Source organism: Cytobacillus sp. C11.1 (assembly GCF_058145115.1).
This window is the reverse complement of record NZ_CM176935.1, coordinates 3,853,562-3,874,750: the sequence shown is the minus strand read 5'-3', so window position 1 is coordinate 3,874,750 and position 21,189 is coordinate 3,853,562. Positions and strand designations below refer to the sequence as shown.

The window sequence follows — 21,189 nt, the reverse complement described above, 5'->3', positions numbered from 1 at the left end:
TACCTGGTACTTTTTTGCGTATAAAAAGGCAGCCGGCGTTTCAAAATAAAAACACTTTCAACAATGGAGGGGACATCATGGGTGAAAAGTGTTTTTATTGCACTGATGAGATTGAAGGAAACAAAATGCATATGATTACGTTTGATGTGGCTAATAATGAAAGGGAGGAAGTTCTTTGTAAAGATTGCTACCAGGAATGGCTTCATGGAATGAAAGGGTAGGAAAAGAAATTTTGGAGGTTGTTTATGAAAAGGGATAATGATAAAGTCAATTTGGATAGCAAGGATAAAGCGTTCAAAAGTGAGCCAGCAGAAGGAATACTGGAAATCAGTTCAACAGGGTATGGGTTGGAGTCTGTGTCAAAAGACGAAGTCAGCCATACTGAAAATCAGCCGGAAAATTCATCTGGCTGTGGAGGATTATAATCAAGGCGTCTGCATAAATGCAGGCGCTTTTAAATTTAGGAAAAAAGGTACAAACTGAGCAGCTGTTATGCAGGAATACCTTTTCCCCGCCTTGAATAGAATAAGAAAATGGAAACGACTTCCTAAAAAAGAGGTAGAGGAAGAATATAAAGAAAAGCTGGGGGAGAAATGAGTAAGCGAAAATGGGGAATTTCACTATTGTTGATTGGTAGTTTAATAGGGTTAGCTGGGTGTGCGGAAGAAACTTCAGTTGATAAAAAAACAGGGGAAAAAGCAGCTGAAGAGAATGCGAAGGAAGAAGAAAAAGCCAGGGAAGAAGCTAAGTTAGAAGAGCAAGCTAAAGAAGAGAAAAAGGAGAAAGAAGCAAAGCCAGTTGTTGTAAATGTAATCAACCCAAATACAAAAGCCATTCTTAGAACCTTTAAACCAGCTGAGATGGGATTTGGATCAGAAGATGAGAAATATAAGGCAGAGCTTGAGAAGTGGGCAAGAGAAACTGCTAGGGGAACGGATACAAAGCAAGGCTACGATCAAAGGATGATTCTCGATAAAATAGGACCAGATGGAAAGGTCATAAAGGGTCAGCCCGAGATCATTCTGGAAGAAAGTGAATTAGTTGAGAAAATCCTTGAATCCTCGGTGAGCGGGGGAGATGTCGAACTACCGCTCTATGTAACAGAAAGCGGATATAATCCTGAAGATCTCCCAGGACTGGATGAGGTTGTAGTTGCATCTTATACGACCCATTTCAATAGTGGAGTGGCAGGCAGAACGAAGAACATCGAGCTTTCTGCAGAAGCAATCAATAATATTATTCTTGGTGTCGGGGATCATTTTTCATTTAATACAACAGTTGGGCCAAGTGACGAAGCCCACGGATATCAGCCAGCAGAAGAAGCGATTAATGGGAAGCTTGTTATGGGTATTGGCGGCGGAATCTGCCAGACATCCTCAACTTTATTCAATGCCGTTGATAAAGTTGGAGTCAGTTATGTGGAAAAGCACCATCATTCTGTAACCGTAGGCTATGTTCCCAAAGGGCGGGATGCAACTGTTTCCTACGGAGGCAAAGACTTCAGATTTGAAAACACAACAGATGTACCGCTCCTGGTAAAAGCCAAATTTGGGAATGGTGTATTAACGATTGAACTTAGAACCTCGAAACAGTATGAGGGAATGTTGAAAAAAGCAATTTAACCGGTACCAGGCACCTATACCAGTTAAGCCAATTGGTATAGGTACCTGGTACTCATAAAATAATTATTGAAATATTCAATTAAATATAATATAATTGTTTCAACAGACCGATGACAGCAATTTCCTTGCTGCATGTACGGCTTGAATTTGAGTTAGAAATGAATATTTTAAATTGGCTGTGTTCACTCGATCTTCCTTGCCGGAAGACGAGCCATGGATAAGAGTCAGTGAAGCGTTCAATGTTTAAAGACATTGTATGTTTTGCTGGCTCTTTTTGTTTATTAAATGTACGAAAGAGGTGAAAGTATGAGCAGTGCGCTGGAGGGTATCCGGATTATTGATGTCTCCCGGGTTTTGGCCGGCCCTTTTTGCTCTATGATTCTTGGTGATCTGGGAGCAGAAGTTATAAAAATAGAACATTATAAATCAGGAGATGAAACACGGGGTTGGGGTCCGCCGTTTGTAAATGGAGAAAGCGCTTATTATTTATGCGCGAATCGCAATAAGCAAAGCATCACGTTGAATCTAAAATCAGAAGAGGGAAAAGAAATTTTTCGGAGGCTTGTCTCCACAAGTGATATTGTAGTTCAAAACTTTAAAGCAGGAACTCTGGAAAAAATGGGCCTGGGATACGAAAGTCTAAAAGAGGTGAACCCAGCTCTCATTATGGCTTCCATTACCGGATTTGGTTCAACCGGTCCTTATAAGGACCTGCCTGGCTATGATTATATTATTCAGGCAATGAGCGGCCTTATGAGTATTACAGGGGAACCAGATGGAAGTCCAATGAAGGTAGGTGTAGCCATTGCAGATGTACTTACTGGGCTCTATACATGTATAGGGATCTTATCAGCGTTGCATCATCGCACTCAGACAGGAGAAGGGCAAGAGATTGATATTTCGTTAATGGATTGCCAGGTTTCATCTTTAATAAATGTGGCGAGCAATTATTTATGCAGCGGGATTACACCCGGACGTTTAGGAAACCAGCACCCAAATATTGTTCCATACCAGGTGTTTTCTGCTATGGATGGTGAATTGGTTGTAGCAGTTGGGAATGATGAACAGTTTAAAAGATTTACAGCTGCTCTTGGCAGACCGGATTTAGCTGATATGGATGAGTTCATTCATAATGAGAACCGATTGGAGAATAAGGCAAAACTGATTCCTATTTGTGAAGAGCTGCTCTATAAAAAAACAAAAAAAGAATGGAAAGAGATTTTGGATGCAGCTGGGATTCCTAATGGTCCTATTAATACAATTAAAGAAATGTTTGATGATCCACAAATTAAAGCAAGAGAAATGATTGTTAAGATGGAACATCCTGTTATAGAGAATCTTAAATTAGCAGGATCTCCTATTAAACTTACTAAAACACCAGTAAAGATGAGGCACCACCCGCCGATGTATGGAGAGCATACTGAAACTATTTTGGAGCAAATCGGGTACCAGCCGGACGAGATCAATAATTTTAAACAAAATAAAATTATTTAGGAGGAATTAATATGATGAATTTCGAATTAACTGAAGAACAGCAGAGTGTAAAAAAGCTAGTAAGAAAGTTTGTGGACAAGGAAATTATACCAAATATACAAGAGTGGGACCGCCAAGGCCATTTTGAACCTTCTATTTTAAAGAAGTTAGCGGAGCTTCAATTAATGGGAGTTTGTATCCCTGAGGAATACGGCGGTGTAGGGATGGACTACAATACACTGGCTATTGTATGTGAAGAATTAGAGCGGGGAGATACTGCATACCGTACAGCGGTTTCTGTCCATACTGGCTTAAATAGTATGACTTTGCTGCAGTGGGGATCAGAAGAACAGAAACAAAAATATTTAGTACCTCAAGCACAGGGAGAACAAATTGGGGCATTTGGATTAACTGAACCTAATGCAGGATCAGATGTTGCTGCCATGAATTCTACAGCTATCCGGGATGGAGATTCATACATTTTAAATGGATCAAAAACCTGGATTTCACTTTGTGATGTAGCAGATAACTTTCTCATCTTTGCTAAAACGGAGCACGATGTAGGCCACAAGGGGATTACTGCCTTTATTGTTGAACGTAATTTTCCTGGAGTTGAATCAAAGGCAATTAAAGGCAAGCTGGGAATTCGCGCTGGAAACACTGGTGAAGTATTTTTATCAGATGTCAGAGTGCCGGTATCAAATAGGCTTGGTGAAGAAGGGGAAGGATTTAAGATTGCCATGTCTGCACTGGATAATGGAAGATTTACAGTTGCAGCTGGTGCTGTTGGATTAATCCAAGCAAGTCTGGAAGCAAGCCTAAAATATTGCCACGAACGCAAAACCTTTGGCAAAGAGATTGGAAAACATCAATTGGTTCAGCAAATGATTGCTAATATGAGTGCGAATTTAGAGATATCAAGATTGCTTGTTTTTAAGGCAGGGTGGCTAAAGAACCAGGGTAAAAGGAATACAAAGGAAACTTCCCTTGCTAAGTGGATTTCATGCAATGCAGCCTTTGAAGCCGCCAATGATGCAGTACAAATCCACGGAGCATATGGTTATTCTGATGAATACCCAGTAGAGCGTTTTCTAAGAAACTCCAAGGCTCCAGTAATATATGAAGGCACAAGAGAAATTCACACCATTATGCAAGGAGAATACGCTCTGGGTTACAGGGAGGATAAGCCGCTTCGAAAGCAATTGCCTGCTTGGCCTTTTGAAGAAGTGTCTGTCCATTAAAACAAACGGTTGTTAAACGGGTGCATTCAATATAGTCGGCACATCACCCCATTTACCTTTGAGTGACAAAAAGGAGAAAGATAGAATGAACACATACTTTATAGCTGGGCATGCCAAACTGCCACAAGGTATGGCTGCAAGAAATCTATACGATTCCATTACGATCACTTTGGAATTGGACTTTAAATATGGGGTGATAGTCGATTCATCATGTACACTCGCAACCGAGCATGGAAGGGAGTATATCCGCCAGCTCTTGAGAGGTTATTGTTTGGGTGATGGGGTTGAGGAACTAATTGAAAAAGTTCAGCGCCATTACCGGGGGAAAGCCGGACAGGCAATTCAGGCGGCACTAAAAGATGTCTATCTTCAATTTGAGTTGGTTTCAAGTAAATAATAGGTAAAGACCTGACCTTATCATGAGGTTAGGTCTTTTTAATCTAAATATAAAAACATTGAATAGACAAAATTTAACCAATTGAGTTGATTGCAGCGGATAGCAACGGATCATCCATAAGCTAAAACAACATTCTATGAAAAAAGATCCTTTCTTATGGTGTATAAAGAGTGTGAAAGGTATCTCATATTGAGCAGTTGGATTTCACCATAATTTTATTATGTAAACAAATGTTCAACCATTAATAATCCGCCCCATCCAAATATTCCGTGTCATATGAATTTTCTCCGGCATGGACAGATAGGAGTGTATCCGCGTATCCTACGAGCCTATTGATAACTTCTTCTGAAAAGGCCAGGACAAGATGCTTCATTTCAGGCTTATGAAGGGATGGATGGTCATAAATGATTGTTGTATTGATAAATATTTCCTTTGTACCATAAAGATTGTAATGAATAATAGCTTTTCCGGCAGCTCCTTTTGTACGGGGATCTTGAAAGCCTGGAAGAAAGAGGTACCATTCTTCTGCAGTGGCTGAACGGAAGTTTTTAGTGAATGTTATTCCTTCTGTAAGTTCGTTAATTTTTTCTTGAGAGACAGAAGTTTTTAAGTTAATAATTTTTTTATCCATAAAGATATCCCCCAATCTTTTTTGTTATTATTCTTCCCAATCGTATTAGTTTTTATTAACGACAGAGAATTAAAATTCTGAATTTATTGACTAATAGAAATCCTTTTTTTATCATAAGATTGTAATATCAGGTCATAAAAAGGAGGGATTTACGTATGAATTCAATTTGGCTGGCTGTCATAGGAATGACTGTTTTTGCCATCGGCTACCGTTTTTATTCAAAATGGGTGGCTGAAAAGATTTACAGGCTTGATCCGAACTATGTAACACCTGCTCATCAATTTAAGGATGGGGTCGATTTTGTCCCGACCAATAAAAAGATTCTTTGGGGGCATCATTTCACCTCGGTAGCAGGTGCTGCGCCGATCGTCGGCCCGGCGATTGCGGTATATTGGGGATGGCTGCCTGCGTTCCTTTGGGTTATTTTAGGAACGGTGTTTGCTGCCGGTGTCCATGATTTTGGCACTTTGGTATTATCGGTGCGCAATAAAGGCCAATCGGTTGGTACGATTACTAATAGGCTAATTGGTAAGCGCGCGAAGATGTTGTTCTTATTCATTATTTTAGTCCTTGTACTTATGGTAAACGCTGTTTTTGCATGGGTTATTTCCAATTTATTTGTCAAGTTTCCGGCAAGCGTGCTGCCTGTCTTCATCCAAATTCCACTGGCCATCTGGATTGGATATGCCGTTTATAAGCGGAAAGCAAGCATGCTGGTTCCATCTCTAATTGCATTGGCAGTCATGTATGGTACAGCTGTTTTGGCTAGCCGTGTTCCTGCCTTGCAAATTGATTTGGTCAGTTATTTTGGCGGTCCCGAAAGCAATGTTTTGTTTGGGTTGAATGGTGTAGCGATGGCTTTCTTCATCTGGATCATTGTTTTAATGGTTTATTGTTATATTGCATCGACATTGCCGGTATGGAAGCTTTTGCAGCCTCGTGATTATATTAATTCCCACCAGCTCGTTGTCGGTTTGCTGATTCTTTACCTTGGATTGGTGTTTCTGCAGCCGAAGGTAACAGCACCGGCCACAAATGCAGCTGCATCAGATGTTTCATGGTTTCCATTATTATTTATAACAATTGCTTGCGGTGCAATTTCCGGTTTCCACGGCCTCGTTTCTTCTGGAACATCCTCCAAGCAGCTTGATAAAGAGACAGATGCCCGGTTTGTCGGATATCTTGGCGCAGTAGGGGAAGGTGTTCTTGCTTTAATTGCAATTATTGCGGTTGTTACGTTCTTTTCTTCTCAGGGTGAATTTTTATCCACATACTCGAGCTTTGCTGCAGCAAGTTCCGGCGGTTTAGGAGTCTTCATTCAAGGGGCTGCCCAATTAGCAACCGGGGTTTGGATACCTGCTGACATTGCCAGTACCATTGTATCGGTTATCGTTGTATCGTTCGCAGCTACAACACTTGATACATCTGTTCGTTTGATGCGCTATATCATTGCTGAAATTGGGAGCGAATACAATTTAAAGCCATTAACAAAAACCCATGTGGCGACAACTATTGCTGTGGCTTCCAGTGCCGCACTGGTTCTGCTGCCAAAAGGTCCTAATGGGTTCGGCTCAGGCGGATATTTATTATGGCCGCTGTTTGGCACAAGCAACCAGCTTCTTGCCGGCATCAGCTTATTGCTGATTTCCATCTGGCTGAAGCGGCAAGGACGAAACTACCTAGTTACTTTTATCCCGATGGTATTCGTATTCTTCATGACAGTCTGGGCTATGATTCAGCAAGTTGTATTCCAGTGGTCTGGCTACGGTTCATCAGATGCCAACATGCTGCTTTTCATTCTTGGCGGCATGATTCTAATCTTTGTATTCTGGATCATTGTAGAAGCCTTCAGCGCATTCAATAAAGATCATACACCAACTTGGACACAGGACATGTAAAGTTATGGAGGCCGGGGTGACCCGGTCTCTATTGTCATTTTGAAAGGAGCAGCAGCATGAGCCTAATGGAAAAGATGAAAAGAGCGATTGCCCTTTATGATGAAATCCTCAAACAGCCGCACAGGACTGAACTGGCCAGAGAATTGAGAGATGAGGAGGATCTTTTTATGCTTCTATGTTTTTCTGAAATGCTCGGGCTTCCAAACCCGGCGTTTTACTACACATTGGAGCTGTACCCAATGATTATCGAGAGATTCCACGACTGGCATTTGCGAATGGGCATGGAAAAGTCGCCGCTTGATGGAATCCGCTGCTGTTAGAAAGGGGAATAAATGTTGGATCTTTTAGATAAGAAAATATATTTTGTCGGCGGTAAAGGAGGAGTCGGAAAAAGCACAACCTCTGCAGCACTTGCACTGCTGCTATCCAAGCAAGGAAAAAAGATCCTCCTGGTTTCGACTGATCCTGCACATAATACGGGAGATTTATTTCATATCGATATGGATGGAGAAATTACATCTGTCCGGTCCGGTCTGGATGTTCTTGAAATTAACTCAGAGAAAGAAACATCCCGTTATATCAATGGAGTAAAAGATAATATCAAAGGACTTGTCAAATCGACCATGCTGGATGAAGTCCATAGACAAATAGACCTTGCTGCTGCATCTCCAGGGGCGGAGGAAGCTGCTTTGTTTGACCGGATTACTTCTCTTATTCTGGAAACGATTCATCAATATGACAGCATTGTGTTTGATACGGCTCCAACTGGCCATACAATTCGCTTGCTGACTCTTCCTGAGCTAATGGGAGTCTGGATGGACGGGCTATTGGATCGGCGGAAAAAAATAAACAAGAATTACGCAGAATGGATGAATGACGGTGAACCAGTTGAAGATCCAATCTATGAAAAATTAAAAAAGCGGAAAAATAGATTTATAAAGGTACGGGATTACCTGCTTAATCACGATCAAACAGAATATTTATTTGTATTGAATGCTGAACGGCTCCCTATTGTAGAGACGAAAAAGGCGATAGATACACTTTATCAGCATAAAATACATGTACACACTGTGGTGGTGAATAAAACCATACCAGACAAGGCAGAAGGGCAATTTATGGAGAAACGTCGGGAAAATGAAAAAGTATACCTAAATGAGATTCAAGATGTATTTGCCAATAAAAAAATATTAATGCTGCCATTATTGGATAGAGATATTTCAAGCTTTGAAGATTTAGAGGCATTCACAGCCAATTTGGAGTCTTGCCTATTAGCAGGAAGGGAACAGCAAAGTTAAAAATAATAGTGCTCTTTTATTCTGTGGTGTACTTTTCACTGGTAAGCATCAAAAATAAGAAAATAGCGGAGGGGTTTGTCCACACCATTTCAATAATAATTAATACACTAATTAATATAGAAGATCTCCTCCCTAAAGATCTTTGGTCTGCATAGTTGCCGTTAATCTGTGAACAGGATTAACGGCTTTTTCTATGTTCTAAAATGAGAAGATTAGCGAAAAGGGAAGAATTTTCTGTAAATAATTGATTTAATAGGTAAAAAGCACCTGACTTACCAGGAGTGTTCATGTTAAATTATAAGTATAAACTCCTATCACAGCAGGAAATGAGGATGATTAATGAAATTTACCGTGGCAAAAAAGCTGTTTCTAGGGTTTTTATCAGTCCTTTTTTTATTTGGATTAGTGGCCGGCCTTTCTAACTACGAACTTGGAAACGTTAATCGAAATTATAATAAACTAATAGATGGGAATGTCTCTGAAGTTATTCTTGTTAAGACTTTAAAGGCTGAGCTGATGAATGAAGCAGGAGGAATTCGAGGTTATTTATTGACAGGGGATTCTACTTATCTTAGTGATTATGAAAGCGCCCGAAAAAGAATGGAACATCATATTGAACAATTACATAAAGTAACGGATCAAAACGAGGAGAAAGAACTGTCTAAAGAGCTTGAAGTTCTCCATAATCGTTACCAAAGCATTATTGATAAAGAAATTAAATTTAAATTGGAAGATAATAATGCCTATATGTCATTAGTTGAAACTTCTGACAAGCAAGTAAGCCAGGAATTTAATCAAAAAGCGGATGAACTTGTAAAATTTTATGAATCACAGTTAAATGCAGGCATAGCTGAGACAACCGACTATGTTAAATCTGTTCAGGTTTTTGTATTGGCAATTACGCTTGCAGCAATTGTTGTGGCGATGCTTATCGCTTATTATATCAGCAGGATGATTTCCCGTCCGATTAACTTGGCCGCTATAACAATTGATAAGGTGGCAAGCGGAGATTTAAGCCAGGAAGATATAAAAGTGAAAAACCGCGATGAGATTGGGGAATTTATTTTATCCTTAAATAAAATGGTAAAGGATTTGCGGTCTGTGGTCAGCCAGGTTAGAGATACGTCTGCACAAGTGGCTACAAGCAGCGAAGAGCTGGCTGCCAGCGCTGAGCAAAGTTCACTTGCATCAGAACAGGTAGCTCAAATTTCGCAAAATAATGCCCTGGGTACTGAACAGCAGCTTCACCGTTTCCGCGAGGTTTCTGGGACTGTAGAGGAAATAGCATTAGGTATCCAGCAAATATCCTCCAGCAGTGAGCTGATGCTTGAAGCAGCAGAAAAAACAGAGCAGCTTACAAAAAAAGGGACAAAGTCAGTTGATAATGTAGTAAGGCAGATGAATGAAATAAATACTTCTGTGGGAACCGCCACTCAGTATATTCATACACTTGAAACCCGGTCCAAAGAAATCAGCAATATTGTAGAGTTCATTACTAATATTGCTGAGCAGACAAATCTGCTTGCTCTCAATGCTGCTATTGAAGCAGCCAGAGCAGGAGAGCATGGAAGAGGCTTTTCTGTCGTGGCTGATGAAGTCCGGAAACTTGCTGTAGGTTCGAAGCAATCTGCTGATCAAATTCAGGAAATGATTGGGTTGATCCAGGAGGAAACCAGGCAGGCAGTTCAAGCAATGAATACAGGCAATGAACAGGTGAAGGAAGGGCTGGAAGATACAAGTGAAGCTAGTGATGCCTTTGCAGAAATTGCCCAATCAATGGGTGATGTATCTAGTAAGGTAGAGGAAGTGTCATCATCTGTTGGAGAACTATCCGCATTGAGCGGCCAAATTATGGAAGTCATTACTAATGTAAAAGATATTTCTGAAAAGAATGCAGCTGCCTCACAGGAGACATCCGCAGCAACAGAAGAGCAGCTTGCCACAATGGAAGAAGTCTCTTCATCTGCTGATTCGCTGGCAAGACTTGCCGAAGAACTGCAAGTAGTTGTTTCTCGCTTCAAATTGTAATGCTAAAATATGTGAATGTATGAAAAGGGCACTCCTATAAAAGGAAAGCCCTTTTTCTTCTTATAAAAGTGATATATTCCTTTTCTTGCATTCTTTCATGATGGTCTCGTTCCAAACGGAAGCATGGACCTCCCCAATATGAGCTTTTTTCAGCAGGAACATACAGAGGCGGGATTGGCCAATTCCGCCGCCAATTGTATGAGGTAAATCTCCATTAAGAATAGCCTGGTGGTAGTCAAGGGTTTTGCGGTGCTCATCTTTGGATATTCTTAGCTGTTTTAAAAGGGCTCTTCTATCTACCCTAATTCCCATTGAAGACAACTCTATTGCTCTATTTAATAAGGGGTACCATAGGATGATATCTCCATTTAATGTCCAGTCATCATAATCGGGAGAGCGTCTGTCATGGCTTTTCCCCGAAGGCATCGGGCCTCCAATTTGCATGATGAAGACAGCGCCATATTTTTTTGCAATGATATCCTCTCTTTCTTTTGGATCCTTATCTGGATACAAGTATTCGAGCTCCTCTGACCTAATGAAAAAAATCTTTTCAGGAAGCATGGGTTTTAGTTCAGGGTACAGCTGGTGGACATGTTTTTCAGTTTTTCTTAAGACATTATATATCTTTTGAACTTCTGCTTTTAAAGTGCTTATGTTTCGCTTCTCCAGAGAAATGACTTTTTCCCAATCCCATTGGTCCACATAAATGGAGTGAAGGCAATCTAATGATTCATCCCGCCTGATTGCATGCATATCTGTATAAAGTCCTTCTCCAATGTTAAATCCATATTCGCTTAGTGCCACTCTTTTCCATTTAGCAAGCGATTGAACGATTTCAATTTTTTCATTGAGATCGATAGCATCAAAAGAAACAGTCCGTTCCACACCATTTAAATTATCATTTAATCCCTTTCCTTCTTTAAGGATTATGGGGGCTGATACCTTTAATAAATTAAGGCTTTCTGACAGGCAGCTTTCAAAATAATCTTTGCAGCTTTTAATTGCAATATGGGTCTCTTTAAAACTTGATTTTGATTGATACTCATGTTGTCTGGAAATTGAATTTGCCATTATTACCTCCATATAAAAAGGTTTTCCGCAGAACTGGCCAACTGTCCAAGGAACTGGTTAATCAAAGTGCAGTGAAGACCTATTCATTAACTAAAAATAAGGTATGTATATTTTTACAGATAGTTGACTAATTATAAATTATTTTTTGAAAGAAGGAAAAAAGGGACTCTAATCAAAGTCCCTTTTAGAAGTTGTTTTTTATAGTATCCTGATATTAATAGGGTAAAGGTACGGTATAAATGGTTCCTCAATTTCTTCCCATTTTTTAATTTTAATAAGTGGAAGTTCTGCTCCATTATAGGTTGCGGCATCAATTACCCCAGTTACTTTAATCCACATATTATCATAAAGTTTCGGTGCATCCTCCAATTCTGAAAGAAAACCAATCATACTCGCATCCGCCACGCAATGAGTGATCAAAAACCTTGAAACGACCAGCTGATTGGAATCTAATCCCTCTTCTTTATAAACAAATCCCTGGAATTCAATTTCTCTGCCTTTAAACTTATTGATATCTTTACTGATTTCCTCGTAGTACAAACCAAAAACGAAATCATCCATTTTTATAACAGAGCTTGAATTTAACTCCTTTTTTAATTGCTCAAATTCTTCCTTAGAAATCTCCTGTTCACCTTCATAAACAGATGGGTCTTGTTCAATTTGTTCCTCGAAATCTTCTAAATTATCCTCAAGGGAATATTCTTCAAAATCATCTGCTGAACTTTCGTCTATATTATCAAAATTTTCCTGTCCGGCATCCTCTTTATTTTGATTCCCAAGTATAGCTAGTCCTCCTTTTTTATCAGCAATGGATGCATCGAGCGTTTTAGCCGGCAAGAAAAAACCTGTCATTAACGGAAAAACAATTATTGAGTAAGATAGCAGTTTTTTTACAGTAAACGGAGAATCTCCATGATCATGATCATGAGAGCAATCATGATCATGATTGTTGTGACAGCATGAATGGCTATGATGATCATGATTCCCGGTTTCTTTTTTTGAAGTCCAAATTCTTGTAATCTGAATAAAAAACAAAATTAAAAAGAGAATCGATGCTGATTGGCTTAATCCAGTGTATTTTGGATTAATGTATTTAGTTATATCACCTGTATGGTGAAGTTGAAAAATCAGTCCACAAAAAGCCAACAGGATTAATGCCCTTAATGCCTGCTGAAAATGAAATTTCATAGTAATCCCCCTTAAATAACGTTCTGAAAAATAAGCAAAGTGATAAATACAACCGAAGCAGTGAGTGCTAATACTCCAAGGACGAACTTCAATCGAAACACACTAAGCATCATAATGGTATTTTTAAAATCAATCATTGGTCCGAAAATAAGGAAGCCCAATATTGATGACCTTGGAAAAATACTGCTAAAGGACGCTCCAATAAAGGCATCCGCTTCTGAACATAGAGATAGAATGTAAGCAAAACCCATCATGATGAGCAAGGATACAACAGGGTTATCGGCACTTTGCAGGAATACTTTTGCTGGCATATAGACTTGTACAATTGAAGCTAAAAAAGCTCCCATAATTAAATATTTAGACATATCAAAAAATTCATCAATGGAATGGGTCAGCATGGACCAAATCTGGTCTATGAATGAAGGTTTTTTTGTATTACTATGTTGATTGATTAAATGAATTGAATCCTTCATTTGATTTGACTTAAATTTAAAGCTCACTGCAAAAGCAACGATAATGGCAACTAAAAAACCCAGTCCCATTCTAAGACCTGCCATTTTAAGATCATTTCCAAAAGCCATGTATGTAGAGGCAATTACAATGGGATTAATTAGCGGCCCTGTCAGCATGAAGCCAATTGCCGCATATACAGGTACGCCTTTAGAAATGAGCCGGCGAATAATAGGGACAATACCGCATTCGCAGGCAGGAAATAGAGCCCCAACTACGCAGCTCATTACTACAGCTGCGGCTCTATTTTTCGGAATCCATCTTTGTATATGTTCTTCTGTAATAAAAATCTGGATAAACCCGGCGATTAAAACACCAATCAATACAAAAGGCAGAGCTTCTATTAGAATACTTATAAAAATAACGTTAAGGTTTAGCAAAGAGGGGGGAATATTTAAAGAATATCCAGGCCTGAACTGAAAGAGATTAAATAAACTAGAATGGCCAGTAAACTAATGCCTGTAATGTCGATAATATGGCTGCGAAATATTCGAATCATGACTTCCTCCTAAATGCAAAATCGTAATGATTTCGTTTTAAACTTTATATTAATTCTATGAAATTGTAAATGGGAATATGAGCATTTTGAGAGGATAGGAGAAATGTCGGGGAAAATATTTTTAAATTGCGGCTTGCAATCAGCTTAAATATCTATTAAGATTTAAATCGTAACAATTACGATTTGTAAAAGGGGTGATTCCTTCTGTATAAATAGGTGGTAATTGGCGGAGGGATCCATGGATGTACAAGTGCCAACTGCTAGCTAAAGAAATCTAATCGTTAATAAGAGCCTTCAATGGTGTCCCTATCTTTATATTTCCGGGCCGCTGGCAGAGCTGGAAATGGGGACGATTGCAAGAAATATCGCGGGAGCAAGGCAAGCAGCACAAAGATTATTTACGGCTTATAGAGTTTAAATCGTAATGAGTTCTATTTTCAAAGGAGGAGAGGAAGGAAAGTGAAAAAAATCCCTGTTACTGTACTAAGCGGTTATTTAGGCTCAGGAAAGACAACATTGTTGAACCATGTATTACATAATCGCGGTGATAAAAAAATTGCAGTCATTGTAAACGATATGAGTGAAGTAAATATTGACGCTTCCATGGTAAAAAAGGGCGGCTTTACAAGAACAGATGAAAAGCTGGTCGAGCTTCAAAACGGCTGTATCTGCTGTACCCTGAGAGAAGACTTACTGATTGAAGTTGAAAGATTAGTAAAGGACGGGGAGATTGATTATATCTTAATTGAATCTTCAGGAATCTCAGAACCTATTCCGGTTGCCCAAACCTTCACTTATATTGATGAAGAACTTGGAATAAATCTCTCTGACAGATGCAGGCTGGACACAATGGTTACAGTTGTTGATGCAAATCGATTTTGGCATGATTTTGCTTCAGGTGAAAGCCTCTTGGACCGAAAACAGGGAACGGATGAAAATGATACGCGAGAAGTAGTTGATCTATTAATCGACCAAATCGAGTTTGCCAACGTATTGGTTTTAAACAAAATAGATTTAGTAGATAAAGAAAGTTCGGCTGAACTCAAAGGAGTTTTACTGAAGCTAAATCCTGATGCAATAATTATTGAAACCATACTTTCAGAAGTAGATTTGAAAGAAATCCTGGATACTGGCTCGTTCGATTTTGAGAAAGCGAGCCACGGAGCAGGTTGGATAAAGGAATTGAATGAAGAGCACATTCCTGAGACAGAGGAATTCGGCATCTCCTCTTTTGTTTATAAAAGAAAGAGACCGTTTCATCCGGAAAGATTTATGCATTGGCTGGAGGATTGGCCTGTAGATATTGTGAGGGCAAAAGGCTTCATATGGGTGGCATCGCGGAATGACATGGCAGGATTGCTTTCTCAAGCTGGCCCATCGATAACATTGCAGGGAGCGGGTGAGTGGATTGCAGCCTATCCGGAAGAAGAAAGGCTTGGAATTCTTGAAGAGGAACCGGAATTGCTTGAAAAATGGGATAAGGATTTTGGAGACCGAATGATAGAACTAGTTCTAATTGGAATAGACATGAAGAAAGAAGAAATTGAAGCAAGCCTTGACAAATGCTTACTAACAGAACAAGAGATGAAAACAGATTGGAGTGCACTCCCTGACCCGCTTCCAGCTTTCCATTTATAAAAAAGGAGGAAATAATATGAGAGTAAAAATTACATTAGCATGCACAGAAACGGATGACCGTAATTACATAACAACAAAAAATAAGAGGAACAATCCGGACAGAATTGAATTAATGAAATACAGCCCGCGGATAAAAAAACATACCTTGCATCGTGAAACAAAATAATTATGAGGAACCCATCCAAATGAACTCTTGGTGAAAAAAATCAATTGCATTTAATTCTTGTTATGGATATCCTCAAAATAGGAGATGATCGGAAGGTGAATTGAGATTCCATATGCGGCTGAACTTGTTATCATAATGAATTTGAATAGATAGCTTTTTCTTTAAATACAATGGGGAAAGGTCTGTCTATTTATAAATAAATGATGATACAAGGAATGGGTGATATGGAGTCCAAAAACCTGTCACTTAGCAGATACCTTGTTGAGTATCTGCTTTTTTGTGCTCAAATTTCATCTCCGAGACTTTAATATCACAGCCTGCCCTAAATGGAGGGAACGCTTAATGACAAGTCAAAATAAAAAGCTTGCAGTAGTGACAGGAGTAAGCAGCTATAGAGGTATTGGTGCGGCCATATGCCGCAAGCTTGCTTTGAATAATTTTAATATTTTTTTTACTTACTGGGAGTCGGCTCCAGGTTGGGAAGCTGAATTTTGCAAGGATATTATGGATAGAGGTGTTAGCTGCAAAGGGCTGGAATTTGATTTATCAGATGTCCGAGCTGCAGAGAAAGTTCTTGACTCGGTGTTTTTGTATTTGGGCGAGCCCTCGGTCATTGTGAATAATGCTGCTCATTCAACTCGTGACGGCTATATGGAGTTGGATTGGGAAACACTGGACGCTCATTATGCTGTTAATATAAGAACTACATTTCTTCTGTGTGCAGAGTTTGCCCGAAGGTTCCCCTCCTGGAATTTAACCCATGGAAGGATCATTAACATGACTTCCGGCCAGGAGCTAGGTCCAATGCCTGGTGAATTGGCCTATGCTTCTACCAAAGCAGCTATTTCGGCATTTACCCGTTCTTTATCTGTCGAAGTTGCTCATTTGGGTATTACGGTTAATGCAATTAATCCGGGTCCTACTGATTCGACCTGGATGAATGAAGAGATAAGAAACCACCTTTTGCCGAAGTTTCCAATGGGACGAATTGGCCTGCCTGAAGATGTTGCAAATCTGGCAGCATTTCTTGCAAGTGAGGATGCCAAGTGGATAACAGGACAGGTTATTCATTCCGAGGGAGGGTTCCTCCGGGGTTAATCGCGGGAGATTTCATAAAAAATCAAGTAACATTTATATAACAAATAACCGATCTTTGTATCATTTTTGATACAAGATACCTAAAAGGGTTTATAGTTCTCTACCGAAAGTGTATAAATAGAAGATAGTAAAGGGGAGAGACCTATGATAAATCTATTAAAAGACCCTGATTTTGTGCAATTTTGTGAAACTGCATCCCCACTTGAAATGGTAGAGCATTTAACAGGCGGCAACATTAGAGGGCTGGAAAAAATCGCATTGGGTACTCTGGCAAATAGAAGGCAGCTGCCTCCTAATGTCGTTAATGTCCTTCTTGTTTATTTTTTCAGCACTTTTGAAAATAAAGTATATGATCGAAATGATCTTGCCAGGCTTTACGATTACTGGTCTTCCAATCATGTCTATAGTTTCTCAAAAGCACAGGAAATGACTGAAGAAAATATTGAAAATGTCTTATCAGGTTTAAAATAGATATAGATATTCCCAAAAAAAGTTCAACCTCAAAGGATTGAACTTTTTTTATATACAATTGGTCAGGAAATAGCAATAAGACAGATTTAATATTTTAAAAAAAGGATTTCATTCCAAGGCCAAATGAATTTAAAATGCAAGATGCGCAGCAAAAAAAAGTCCTCAATACGAGGACGTCATAAATATTATTTCCTTCTTCTCACAGAAGCTCCTTCTATTGTTTGCTTCATCATTTGATGGCCGAGAACTGCCACTCCTGCCGCAATGATTCCATTAAGGACTCCGTTTAATGAAAATCCAAATGCAAAACTGCCAATAGCAACTGAGATAATGACAAGGATCCATAGTATAGACCAATCAGGAACAGATGGTGTCTGCTTCAGCGCATACCCGATCACCCATAAAGCTGGGACCATCAAATAATAATTTTGGCTCAAAAAATCAAAAAGGTTCATGTTAATCACCTCCTAAGTGATATCACTGTATTATATGAATGTCTCAATCAAGGCGTTTGTTTGCATGTCCGATTTTCAGCATCTATTTTAAATTGAGGATTTGAGAATCTTTACTTGAATAATAAGGAAAAATCCAAAGCTTTTCCTCACGTTTGAATAAGAGAGTCTACTGCGGTAAATTACTTACGTTCCACAGATTAAATCCTGTTTGCAAAACATGCTGCAGACCTATTGATAGTGCTTTCTTTCGGATGGCAATTAGTTGACATTCCTATCTAATAGTGCTAAATTTAAATCAGCCGTTATGCATCGTGTTATATTTTGCTAGCTGCTTCTTCAACCGTTAGGCAATGGTCTGGATGAGTAATGAACGTAAAGTTATAAGCGTGTATATGGTGAATTTACACATGGCTTTTTTGAAGCCAATAGGAGGATTTTTTCATGAAAAACGGTAAAGTAAAATGGTTCAATGCTGAAAAAGGTTTCGGATTCATCGAAGGTGAAGACGGAAACGACGTATTCGTACATTACTCTGCTATCCAATCTGAAGGTTTCAAATCTTTAGAAGAAGGCCAAGAAGTTTCTTTTGAAGTTGTTGAAGGCGCTCGTGGACCTCAAGCAGCTAACGTAACTAAACTATAATTGACAGACCCATAGAAAAGCAGCCTGGCCATTGGTCAGGCTGCTTTATTTTGCAAAGATTGCATATTAGTCCGGTTTTTACCACATCCTAAAAGAAAAAGGAAGGTGGATTTACAGGATGAATTTTGCCTGGCAATCATTACTATTAGTTTTTGCAGGAGTCTTGCTGCTGCGCATAGCAGGCAGGAAATCTATTTCGCAAATGACACTTGCCCAAACAGTTGTTATGATTTCAATTGGTTCCATCATTATTCAGCCAATTATTGAGACAAGTGTGTGGAAAACGATTGTGGCTGCAGCCATTTTTATTGGATCATTGATTTTAATGGAGTATTTGCAGTTAAAGTTTAACTTTATAGAAAAGTTTATAACCGGCAAATCCAAAATCGTAATTGAAAATGGGAAGCTTCAGCCCGCAAATATGAGAAAACTCCGATTTACTGCTGATCAATTGGAAATGAGACTGAGGACGAACGGAATTACAAAAATTTCAGATGTGAAAATGGCAACACTTGAACCTAATGGCCAGCTAGGATATGAATTAATGGATGATGCAAAGCCTTTAACAGCAGGCGAGTTTAAACGATTAATGGGCGGGATGATATTACAGTCTCCTGTGCAGCCTGCCTCGCAGCAGTCAAATGATATTTTCCAGGAACTTAAAGAAGGACATCCCCAGCCGCATTCTCAGAACCTGCACTAATTTGGAATCTTATAGATAATAAAAAATTGTTCTGGGAAGTAAAGAAGCCGCTAACTATTGGCGGCTTTTTCTTTAATCTGAGTTGGTGTTTTGCAGGCTTCTCCTCGTATCTAGTATTAATTCCTGCATTCGTAAGTGATGAAGAATGGTCATGATCACAATCCCGATACTGAACATACTGGATAAGATTGTGCTTCCAACCAAAAAACGAATTACCTTTCGATCGAACATCTTTTCACTCCTTTTTTCCTTAGTATTTCATCATAAGGAGAAAATTATTAATTTTTTGTGTAGCTTTGTCCAGGCAGGGATTTCTTATAAAAAGGCTGTGTTAAGCCAAATGTTGATTTTAGCACCCTGTTGATTGGTGTGGAGGGCTTTAGATGCCCGAAAATGTATTTGAATTTCCTTCGCGCGATATTTATTAAAGGCTGCTTATTCAAAAGCTTGCTGGAGTGCTGATCAAAGGATGAGCCCACAGGCTCAATTCCCCGAGGAGGCTCCGGACCGCGGAAAGTGGTTAACTGGATGGGAAATCAATAGAAAAATTTAAAATTACATATAAAAAAGCTTGAACTTTAATCAATTTCCTGTATAATTTTCAGACATGAGTTAGTAATAATAACTTCATAACTTTTAACTTATCAAGAGAGACGGAGGGACTGGCCCTAAGATGTCTCGGCAGCGGGCTCATATGAGCGCTGTGCCAAATCCAGCAAGCATTATGCTTGGCAGATAAGAGGGGACTGTAATATAGCAGATATCTCTTCTTGTTTGAAGAGGTCTTTTTATTATGTCATTAAAACCAATTAAGGAGAGAGGAATAGTATGAAAACAAACAAAAAAGGTAACCCGTGGGCTTTACTCCCGCTTTTGGCATTCCTTCTGATTTTTATTGGGAGCGGCCTTGTAACAGGTGATTTTAAAAAAGTTCCGATTATTGTGGCTGTGGCCATAACAGCAGGAATTGCCCTATCCATGAACAGGAAGACGCCATTTATGGAAAAGGTTGATATATTCACGAAAGGGGCAGGAAATCCCAATATTGTTTTGATGGCTATAATTTTTTTACTGGCAGGTGCATTTTCGGGAACGGCTAAAGGAATGGGGGCTGTTGATTCGACAGTCAACTTGGCATTATCCTATGTGCCGCAGAATCTGCTTATGGTTGGGATTTTTATTATCGCCTGCTTTATTTCTCTATCAATGGGCACTTCAACAGGTACAGTTGTTGCGCTTGCTCCAATAGGTGTTGCGCTGGCTGCTGAAACCGATATATCCGTAGCTTTGGCAATGGCTGCTGTTATTGGCGGTGCCATGTTTGGCGATAATCTTTCCGTGATTTCTGATACTACTATTGCAGCAGTCCGGACCCAAGGGACGAAAATGAAGGATAAGTTTCGTGTGAATTTTTTAATTGTGCTGCCTGCAGCTCTGGCAACTGCTATAATTCTAGGGTTCTTAACAGCTGGTCAGGAAAGTGCTGTAACAAGCCAGGATTATAGCTTGCTTAAAGTGGTTCCATATTTGGGGGTACTTTCTGCTGCTTTGTTAGGAATAAATGTTATTCTTGTTTTAAGCGGCGGGGTCTTGCTGGCAGGGCTGATTGGGATTGCTGACGGAAGCTACACGCTGGTTTCCTTCTTACAGATGATTGCAGAAGGGATGGCAGGAATGCAAACTCTTGCAATCATAGCTATCCTAATTGGCGGTGTTGTTGAGATTATTCGCTATAACGGGGGAATTGATTATTTGCTGCACATAGTTACAAGCAAAATAAACTCTCGAAGGGGTGCTGAATTTGGTATTGCATCGCTTGTTTCACTTACCAATCTATCTACTGCAAATAATACCATTTCAATTATCATTGCAGGCCCCCTGGCTAAAAATATAGCGGATCAATATGATATAGACCCGCGTAAATCTGCAAGTATATTAGATATTTTCTCTTGTTTCGTACAAGGATTTATTCCATATGGCGGACAGATGCTGGCTGCTTCGGGTCTCGCAGCTATTTCGCCGGTAAGCATTATGCCTTACTCCATTTATCCAATATTGATTGGAGTCACTGGTGTAATCGCCATTCTTATTAATTTCCCCAAATTAAAAGAGCGGGAAAAGGTAACGAGTAGCACAGTGAATGAATCTGCTCCGCGGGGTTAA

The 21,189-nt window shown here is 39.5% G+C and carries 22 protein-coding genes, 1 pseudogene and 1 riboswitch; of the genes and pseudogenes, 17 read left to right on the top strand and 6 right to left on the bottom strand.

Annotated elements, in window-relative coordinates; all coding sequences use genetic code 11:
- The first annotated feature begins 77 nt into the window (after positions 1-77).
- From AC3ZVC_RS19285 to AC3ZVC_RS19260, 6 genes are all read left to right on the top strand, one after another.
- A complete protein-coding gene (locus tag AC3ZVC_RS19285; RefSeq protein WP_490064798.1) occupies positions 78-221 on the top strand; it encodes a hypothetical protein in 144 nt (47 codons plus the stop codon).
- Positions 222-245: 24 nt separating this feature from the next.
- Positions 246-425, top strand: coding sequence for a hypothetical protein (locus AC3ZVC_RS19280; RefSeq protein WP_490064797.1), 180 nt, complete (start codon positions 246-248; stop codon positions 423-425).
- Positions 426-593: 168 nt separating this feature from the next.
- Complete coding sequence (locus AC3ZVC_RS19275) at positions 594-1,622, top strand: VanW family protein (RefSeq protein WP_490064796.1); 1,029 nt, start codon at positions 594-596, stop codon at positions 1,620-1,622.
- A gap of 306 nt (positions 1,623-1,928) precedes the next feature.
- The gene (locus tag AC3ZVC_RS19270) at positions 1,929-3,116 is read left to right on the top strand and encodes a CaiB/BaiF CoA transferase family protein (RefSeq protein WP_490064795.1); all 1,188 of its coding nucleotides are present in this window, start codon (positions 1,929-1,931) and stop codon (positions 3,114-3,116) included.
- A 14-nt stretch (positions 3,117-3,130) separates the two neighbouring features.
- A complete protein-coding gene (locus AC3ZVC_RS19265; protein WP_490068968.1) occupies positions 3,131-4,336 on the top strand; it encodes an acyl-CoA dehydrogenase family protein in 1,206 nt (401 codons plus the stop codon).
- A gap of 85 nt (positions 4,337-4,421) precedes the next feature.
- Positions 4,422-4,733 carry a DUF3870 domain-containing protein gene (locus tag AC3ZVC_RS19260; protein ID WP_214727073.1) on the top strand — a complete coding sequence of 104 codons (312 nt, stop codon included), beginning with the start codon at positions 4,422-4,424 and terminating at the stop codon, positions 4,731-4,733.
- A gap of 241 nt (positions 4,734-4,974) precedes the next feature.
- Here the strand turns inward: AC3ZVC_RS19260 and AC3ZVC_RS19255 are convergent, their stop codons facing one another.
- Positions 4,975-5,364 carry a hypothetical protein gene (locus tag AC3ZVC_RS19255; RefSeq protein WP_490064794.1) on the bottom strand — a complete coding sequence of 130 codons (390 nt, stop codon included), beginning with the start codon at positions 5,362-5,364 and terminating at the stop codon, positions 4,975-4,977.
- 155 nt (positions 5,365-5,519) lie between these two features.
- Between AC3ZVC_RS19255 and AC3ZVC_RS19250 the strand changes: the two genes are divergently transcribed.
- The 4 genes from AC3ZVC_RS19250 to AC3ZVC_RS19235 all read left to right on the top strand — a co-directional run bounded on the left by AC3ZVC_RS19250 (position 5,520) and on the right by AC3ZVC_RS19235 (position 10,585).
- Positions 5,520-7,262 (top strand): carbon starvation CstA family protein, encoded by a 1,743-nt coding sequence (locus tag AC3ZVC_RS19250; RefSeq protein WP_490064793.1) that lies wholly within the window; start codon positions 5,520-5,522, stop codon positions 7,260-7,262.
- A 56-nt stretch (positions 7,263-7,318) separates the two neighbouring features.
- A complete protein-coding gene (locus AC3ZVC_RS19245) occupies positions 7,319-7,582 on the top strand; it encodes a cory-CC-star protein (RefSeq protein ID WP_490064792.1) in 264 nt (87 codons plus the stop codon).
- A gap of 15 nt (positions 7,583-7,597) precedes the next feature.
- On the top strand, positions 7,598-8,557 hold the full coding sequence (locus AC3ZVC_RS19240) for an ArsA family ATPase (protein WP_490068967.1): 960 nt from the start codon (positions 7,598-7,600) through the stop codon (positions 8,555-8,557).
- A gap of 339 nt (positions 8,558-8,896) precedes the next feature.
- The gene (locus tag AC3ZVC_RS19235) at positions 8,897-10,585 is read left to right on the top strand and encodes a methyl-accepting chemotaxis protein (RefSeq protein WP_490064791.1); all 1,689 of its coding nucleotides are present in this window, start codon (positions 8,897-8,899) and stop codon (positions 10,583-10,585) included.
- Positions 10,586-10,645: 60 nt separating this feature from the next.
- Here AC3ZVC_RS19235 and asnA read toward each other — a convergent pair whose 3' ends face one another.
- The 3 genes and pseudogenes from asnA to AC3ZVC_RS19220 all read right to left on the bottom strand — a co-directional run bounded on the left by asnA (position 10,646) and on the right by AC3ZVC_RS19220 (position 13,853).
- Entirely contained in the window at positions 10,646-11,656 is a 1,011-nt protein-coding gene (asnA, locus tag AC3ZVC_RS19230) for an aspartate--ammonia ligase (protein ID WP_490064790.1), read from the bottom strand.
- Between the two features lie 198 nt (positions 11,657-11,854).
- Complete coding sequence (locus AC3ZVC_RS19225; protein WP_490064789.1) at positions 11,855-12,844, bottom strand: TIGR03943 family putative permease subunit; 990 nt, start codon at positions 12,842-12,844, stop codon at positions 11,855-11,857.
- Positions 12,845-12,855: 11 nt separating this feature from the next.
- Positions 12,856-13,853, bottom strand: a pseudogene (locus AC3ZVC_RS19220) (permease).
- 459 nt (positions 13,854-14,312) lie between these two features.
- Between AC3ZVC_RS19220 and AC3ZVC_RS19215 the strand changes: the two are divergent.
- The 4 genes from AC3ZVC_RS19215 to AC3ZVC_RS19200 all read left to right on the top strand — a co-directional run bounded on the left by AC3ZVC_RS19215 (position 14,313) and on the right by AC3ZVC_RS19200 (position 17,226).
- Positions 14,313-15,491, top strand: coding sequence for a GTP-binding protein (locus tag AC3ZVC_RS19215; RefSeq protein ID WP_490064788.1), 1,179 nt, complete (start codon positions 14,313-14,315; stop codon positions 15,489-15,491).
- Between the two features lie 16 nt (positions 15,492-15,507).
- On the top strand, positions 15,508-15,657 hold the full coding sequence (gene rpmG, locus AC3ZVC_RS19210; protein ID WP_490064787.1) for a 50S ribosomal protein L33: 150 nt from the start codon (positions 15,508-15,510) through the stop codon (positions 15,655-15,657).
- Between the two features lie 342 nt (positions 15,658-15,999).
- Positions 16,000-16,755 carry an SDR family oxidoreductase gene (locus tag AC3ZVC_RS19205; protein ID WP_490064786.1) on the top strand — a complete coding sequence of 252 codons (756 nt, stop codon included), beginning with the start codon at positions 16,000-16,002 and terminating at the stop codon, positions 16,753-16,755.
- Between the two features lie 144 nt (positions 16,756-16,899).
- On the top strand, positions 16,900-17,226 hold the full coding sequence (locus AC3ZVC_RS19200) for a hypothetical protein (RefSeq protein WP_490064784.1): 327 nt from the start codon (positions 16,900-16,902) through the stop codon (positions 17,224-17,226).
- A gap of 185 nt (positions 17,227-17,411) precedes the next feature.
- Here the strand turns inward: AC3ZVC_RS19200 and AC3ZVC_RS19195 are convergent, their stop codons facing one another.
- Positions 17,412-17,681, bottom strand: coding sequence for a phage holin family protein (locus tag AC3ZVC_RS19195; RefSeq protein ID WP_490064783.1), 270 nt, complete (start codon positions 17,679-17,681; stop codon positions 17,412-17,414).
- 441 nt (positions 17,682-18,122) lie between these two features.
- On the opposite strand from AC3ZVC_RS19195, the gene AC3ZVC_RS19190 reads away from it, so the two are divergent.
- Both AC3ZVC_RS19190 and AC3ZVC_RS19185 read left to right on the top strand, forming a co-directional pair.
- Complete coding sequence (locus AC3ZVC_RS19190; RefSeq protein ID WP_009334826.1) at positions 18,123-18,323, top strand: cold-shock protein; 201 nt, start codon at positions 18,123-18,125, stop codon at positions 18,321-18,323.
- Positions 18,324-18,441: 118 nt separating this feature from the next.
- Positions 18,442-19,026: a DUF421 domain-containing protein gene (locus tag AC3ZVC_RS19185; protein WP_490064782.1), complete on the top strand. Its 585-nt coding sequence runs from the start codon at positions 18,442-18,444 to the stop codon at positions 19,024-19,026.
- 72 nt (positions 19,027-19,098) lie between these two features.
- Here AC3ZVC_RS19185 and AC3ZVC_RS19180 read toward each other — a convergent pair whose 3' ends face one another.
- Positions 19,099-19,257, bottom strand: a complete 159-nt coding sequence (locus tag AC3ZVC_RS19180; protein ID WP_490064781.1) for a hypothetical protein — start codon at positions 19,255-19,257, stop codon at positions 19,099-19,101.
- Between the two features lie 407 nt (positions 19,258-19,664).
- Positions 19,665-19,768: riboswitch (SAM riboswitch) on the top strand.
- An 86-nt stretch (positions 19,769-19,854) separates the two neighbouring features.
- Here AC3ZVC_RS19180 and AC3ZVC_RS19175 point away from each other — a divergent pair.
- Positions 19,855-21,189, top strand: coding sequence for a Na+/H+ antiporter NhaC family protein (locus AC3ZVC_RS19175; protein WP_490064780.1), 1,335 nt, complete (start codon positions 19,855-19,857; stop codon positions 21,187-21,189).